The organism is Mycobacterium sp. E3198 (assembly GCF_001667015.1).
Classification (GTDB): domain Bacteria; phylum Actinomycetota; class Actinomycetes; order Mycobacteriales; family Mycobacteriaceae; genus Mycobacterium.
Window position 1 is genome coordinate 1 of the sequence record NZ_LZIS01000009.1, and the last position, 5482, is coordinate 5482.

At 72.0% G+C, this 5482-nt stretch carries 4 protein-coding genes and 1 pseudogene; all 5 read right to left on the minus strand.

What is annotated here, in order from left to right; genetic code table 11:
- Positions 1 to 903, minus strand: a 903-nt coding sequence (locus A5673_RS01760) for a PE family protein (RefSeq protein WP_156747762.1), incomplete at its 3' end; no start/stop codon positions are given.
- A gap of 79 nt (positions 904 to 982) precedes the next feature.
- Positions 983 to 2434 carry a PE family protein gene (locus tag A5673_RS01765; protein ID WP_068226788.1) on the minus strand — a complete coding sequence of 484 codons (1452 nt, stop codon included), beginning with the start codon at positions 2432 to 2434 and terminating at the stop codon, positions 983 to 985.
- 183 nt (positions 2435 to 2617) lie between these two features.
- On the minus strand, positions 2618 to 3184 hold the full coding sequence (locus A5673_RS01770) for a TetR/AcrR family transcriptional regulator (protein WP_068226790.1): 567 nt from the start codon (positions 3182 to 3184) through the stop codon (positions 2618 to 2620).
- A gap of 551 nt (positions 3185 to 3735) precedes the next feature.
- Complete coding sequence (locus tag A5673_RS01775) at positions 3736 to 5205, minus strand: aldehyde dehydrogenase (protein ID WP_068226789.1); 1470 nt, start codon at positions 5203 to 5205, stop codon at positions 3736 to 3738.
- Positions 5206 to 5246: 41 nt separating this feature from the next.
- Positions 5247 to 5482: pseudogene (locus tag A5673_RS01780) on the minus strand (SAM-dependent methyltransferase); the annotation flags it as partial.

The window sequence follows — 5482 nt, forward strand, 5'->3', positions numbered from 1 at the left end:
CCCGCCGGCGCCGCCGTCACCGCCCGTACCGGGGACGGAGCCTTGGGCGCCCGAGACTCCACCGGCGCCGCCGTTGCCGTTCAACAACCCGCCGTGCCCGCCGTGCCCGCCGGAACCGGCGCCGTCGCCAAACACGGCGTCGGTGGCCAGGCCGCCGGCCCCGCCGGCCCCCCCGTTGCCGAACAACCCGACCGCGTCGCCGCCCGCGCCCCCGGCTCCGGCGCCACGGACGATGGTGCCGTTGTAGGCGCCACCCGCGCCGCCCGGGCCGCCGTTGCCCCACAACAGGCCGCCGGACCCGCCGGCTCCGCCGCTGCCGGCGCTGTTGTCGACGTTGCTCACGCCGCCGGCCCCGCCGGCGCCGCCGTGGCCGAACAACCCGGCGGGACCGCCGTTGCCGCCCTTTCCTCCGGGGGTGGAGGCGGTAGCGGCCGCGCCCGATCCGCCGTCGCCGCCGTTGCCCCACAGCAGGCCGCCGGCCCCGCCGTTCTGGCCGGTGCCCGGCAAGCCGTTGGTGCCGTTGCCGATCAGCGGGCGGCCCAACAGCAGTTGGGTGGGGGTGTTGATGGCGTTGAGGATGTCCTGCTGCACGACCTGCCACGGGTTGGCGACCGCCGCGGCGTTGGCCGCCTCGGCCCCCGCGTAGGCGCCGGCGCCCGCGTTGAGGGCTTGGACGAATTGCTGGTGGAACGCCGCCGCCCGGGCGCTCACGGCCTGATAGTCCTGGGCGTGTGCGCCGAAGAACGCGGCCACCGCGGCCGACACCTCGTCGGCGCCGGCCGCCACCAGCTGCGTGGTCTGGGCGGCCGCGGCCGAGTTGGCCTGGCTCAGCGTTGAACCGACACCCGCCAGATCCGTGGCAGCTACCGCCACCAGGTCGGGTTGCGCGATGACGTAAGACATTCCGCTCCTCCGGCAAAGCCCCCGTCGATGGGCAAGATCGTAGCGCGGTTACCCGAAGCGCAGGGTGAGATTGCGCGCGCTACGGCGCGTCGGCCCCCGGCACGCCGAGCAGCAGGCCTCCGCCACCGCCGATCCCGCCGACGGTGCCGCCGTCGCCGCCGTTGCCGATCAGCTGGGCGTTCCCGCCGTCGCCGCCCAGCGCTCCGGTGAAGGTGTAGCCGAAGCCGGCGTCGCCGCCCCTGCCCCCGTTACCGGTGAGCCCGGCGTTGCCGCCGCGGCCGCCGAAACCGCCCTTGCCGAGGCCTTGGCCGCCGTTGCCGCCGTCCCCGCCGTCCCCGTACAGCCCGACGGCGTTGCCGCCGGCGCCCCCGACGCCGCCGTTGCCGTAGGCGGATTGCCCGCCCGCGCCGCCGTGACCCCCATGGCCGAACAGGCTGCCGCCGTTGCCGCCGTTGCCGCCGATTCCACCATCCGCGAACGCGGTCGTCAGGGTGGCGGAACCGCCGGTCCCTCCGGCGCCGCCGTTGCCGATGAGGCCGGCCGAGCCGCCGTCGCCGCCCGCGTAGGAGCCGCCGCCCAACGTGGGATTGCCTTCCGTGCCGTTGCCGCCGGCGCCGCCGTTGCCGCTGAACATCCCGCCCGCCCCGCCGTTGCCTCCGCTGTTGCCGCGGGTGGCGACTCCGGCGTTGCCGCCGTGGCCGCCGTCACCGTGCAGCAGCCCGCCGTGTCCCCCCTGGCCGCCGGCACCGGCAATGCTGTTCGCCGCGTCGTTGACCCGACCGGAACCACCGTCGCCGCCGGCGCCGCCGCTGCCGAACAATCCGATGGCGTCCCCGCCCCGTCCGCCCCCCCCACCCGTGGTGGAGGCCACGGCGAACCCGCCGGTGCCGCCGGGCCCGCCGTTGCCGAACAGCCAGCCGCCGGTGCCGCCGGCGCCACCGGGGCCGGCGGACTCGGGGAAGACCGCGGGCCCGCCGGCGCCACCGGCGCCGCCATTGCCGAACAGCCCGGCGGGCCCGCCGTTACCGCCCGGCCCCCCAAAACCGCCCCCGGTTGCGGGCGCGCCGGACCCGCCGTTGCCGCCGTTGCCGTACAAGAGCCCGCCGGCGCCGCCGTTCTGTCCGGTCCCGGGCAGGCCGTCGGCGCCGTTGCCGATCAGCGGGCGGCCGAGCAGCGCCTGGGTGGGTGCGTTGACCGCGGCCAGCACGTCTTGCTGCAGCGCCTGCCACGGGTTCGCCGCCGCCGCGGCGTTGGCCGCCTCGGCGCCGGCGTAGGCGGCCGCGCCCGTGTTGAGAGCCCGGACGAATTGGTCGTGAAACGCCGCCACCCGGGCGCTGACGGCCTGGTAGGCCTGGCCGTGATCGGCAAAGAGCGCGGCCACGGCTGCCGATACCTCGTCGGAGCCGGCAGCCAGCACCTCGGTGGTCTGGGCCGCCGCGGCCGAGTTGGCCTGGCTGAGCGTCGAACCGATCCCCGCGAGGTCCGTGGCGGCCAACGCGGCCAGGTCGGGTTGCGCGATCACGAAAGACATTTCCGCACCTCCGGCACAGTGCGGCTCGGCGTCGCCCAGACGGTAGCCGGCGCCGAGCCCGTGTTGAGGAGCAAATCGTAACGTGCGGTCGGCAAGCGCAGGCCGGATTTGCCAGCAAATGTCCGCGCGGGAGCCTCGGCGAGGCCGGGACGGCGCTGGGTGCCCGCCGGGCGCCGGCCGGCGCTAGCCGGGGATTCCGTTGCGGATCACGAATTCCCTTGCCTTGATCAGGAATTCGAGCTGCTCGCCCACCTGGCGGAGTGGGTCGGTGCTGCGCGTCGAACGCGACAGGACGACGGCGCCTTCCAGGGCGGCGATCGACATCACCGCCAGCGACGCCGCATCGGCGTCGTCGAAGCCGTCGTTGGCAAACGCCCGCGTCAATGCCTGACACCACCGACCCAGGATGGCGCCCGCCTCGGCGGACAGCTTGGGGTCGGCGTCGTCGGAGCCGATCGCCGCGGCGACCACGGCACATCCGGCGGCGAAGTCGCTCGTGGTCAGGAGGCGCTCCCAGAATTCGACGAACTCGCGCAGCAGGGCCCTGGCGCCCCAGCCGGCGGCGTCGTCGATCATGGCGGTGACGGAGTCGCCGGAGTAGCGCAGCGCCTCGGCGAGGATCTGATTGCGGCCCTCGGGAAAGTGGTAGTACACCGAGCCGCGCGGCGCGCCGCTGCGGGCGAGCACCTCGTCGATGGTCACCCCGGCGGCCCCGCGCTCGCGCATCACCTCGGCCGCGCTGAGGAGCATCTTCTTGCGCGTATCGCAGCGCTTGGTCGGCGTGGGTTCCGCCTTGGCGTCGGTGCTAGTCGGCACTGTCGTACCTCCCGTGGCGAGCGTCATGCAGCGTGTGAGTGCCGCGGTACCGGCCAGTGCATGTTACGCGGCCCGAATCGGAAGGGGCGGCGCTTCAGGTCGGGCATCTCGCGCGTGAACTGGTAGCCGGCGATGTTGAGTTCGATGATCCACATTGTTTTCTCCCGGCCTGAGTGCGGCCCATGATTATGCTTAGAAGCATATAAGACATCGGTCAAGTAAGCAACTTTTATTCCCTAACTAAGTCGAGCAACTCGATAAACGCGGAGTGGGGGCCGTCACAGCGCCAGCCGGAGCTGCTCCTGGCGACCGCATTTTTATGTCCTATTGCATAACCCTTAGGGCCCGCGGGCCACCGTCCCACCCGGATCGCCGGGGCGCCGCCGGGCGCGCGGGCGAAAAGGCCGCGCGTGTACCCGGCGCGAAAAATCGTCGTCAAAATTTCGCGGCGAGTACACGCTCGGCGCAGGGTGGCGCTAGGCGCCTCAGCTTTCGACGGTGTAGCCCATCGGCATCAGCACGCTCTTCTGCTGCGTGAAGTGCTCGACGCCCTCGGGGCCGTTCTCGCGGCCGATGCCCGAGTTCTTGTAACCGCCGAACGGGCAGCAGGGATCGAACGCGTACCAGTTGATCGCGTAGGTCCCGGTGCGGATCTTCTCCGAGATCTCGATGCCCCGCGGCACGTTGGTGGTCCACACGCTGCCGGCCAGGCCGTACTCCGAGTCGTTGGCGATCTTGATCGCGTCCTCTTCGGTGTCGTAGGGGATGATGCTCAGCACCGGCCCGAAGATTTCCTCCTGGGCGATCGTCATTTTGTTGTCGACGTCGGCGAAAACGGTTGGCTGCACGAAGAATCCGTTGTCCAGGCCCTCGGGACGGCCGCCGCCGCACACCAGCCGCGCGCCCTCCTCGATGCCCTTGGAGATGTAACCCTCGACACGGGCGCGCTGCTTCTCCGAGATCAGCGAACCGATCTGGGCGTTCGGGTCCGACGGCGGCCCGACCGGCAGCGCTTGGACGAAAGCGCTGACGGCGTCCACGATTTCGTCGTAGCGCGAGCGCGGCGCCAGGATCCGGGTCTGGCCCACGCAGGCCTGCCCGGTGTTCATGATCCCGGCGAACACCATCATCGGGACCGCCGCGGCCAGGTCGACGTCCTCGAGGACGATGGCCGCAGATTTCCCGCCGAGCTCCAGCGTGCACGGCTTGAGCATCTCCGCGGCGCGGCGGCCGATCTCCTTGCCGACGCCCGAGCTGCCGGTGAACGTGAACAGGTCGACGTCCCGGTTGGACGTCAGCGCCTGCCCGGTCTCGATGCCGCCGGGCACCACCGACAACACGCCCTCGGGCAGGCCGGCGTCGGCGAACACCTCCGCCAAAGCGTTTGCGGTCAGCGGGGTTTCGGCGGCCGGCTTGAGCACCACCGTGCAGCCGGCCAGCAGGGCGGGGCCCAGCTTGTTGACCGCGAGGAACAGCGGCACGTTCCAGGCCACGATCGCGCCGACGACCCCGATCGGCTCGCGGTGCACGATGGTCTGCCCGTAGGAGCCGTTGCGGATCTCCCGCCACTTGACCTGGTCGACGGCGGGGCCGGCGAAGAATTGCATCGCGCCCATCGAGCCCATCCAGTGCATCGTCTCGATCGTCATCGGCGGCTGGCCGGTCTCGGCGGCCAGCAGCGCGGCGAACTGCTCCTTGCGCTCCTCGAGCAGCTGCAGCGCTTTGGCGATGACGGCCGCGCGTTCCTTCGGCGGCGTGGTGGGCCACGGCCCGCTGTCGAAGGCGGCGCGGGCGGCGGCCACCGCGGCGTCGACGTCGGCCGCCGCGGCCAGCGGCACCTTCCCGACGTAGTCACCGGTGGCCGGGCAGTGCACCTCGATGACTTCCGAGGTCGACGGCTCGGTCCACTTGCCGCCGATGAAAAGTTTGTCGTATTCGGTCTTCACGTCGGTCATGGCGCCACCCTACCCAAGCGGACGCAAAACGAGAACATGTTTCATTCTCGGGGTACGAGTACCAGCACGAGATTGCTGACCAGGAACTCGCGCAGCACCGGCACCGACGTCAGCCACCACGCCCATCGGGGGTGGTAGCGGGGAAATGCGGCCACCGCGGCGCCCGTGCCGGCGGCCCAGCGCAGGCCGTCGGCGGCCGACACCGCGAATAACGACGACCCGTAGTTGTTTTTGGCCGGATGACCGTGCTTGCGGGCGTAGCGCGCGGCGGCCCGGG

What these genes read in the sequence shown, in the direction of transcription:
- A5673_RS01765 (WP_068226788.1), bottom strand. Translation starts at nt 2,434, where the DNA reads ATGTCTTTCGTGATCGCGCAACCCGACCTGGCCGCGTTGGCCGCCACG.
- A5673_RS01770 (WP_068226790.1), bottom strand. Translation starts at nt 3,184, where the DNA reads ATGCTCCTCAGCGCGGCCGAGGTGATGCGCGAGCGCGGGGCCGCCGGG.
- A5673_RS01775 (WP_068226789.1), bottom strand. Translation starts at nt 5,205, where the DNA reads ATGACCGACGTGAAGACCGAATACGACAAACTTTTCATCGGCGGCAAG.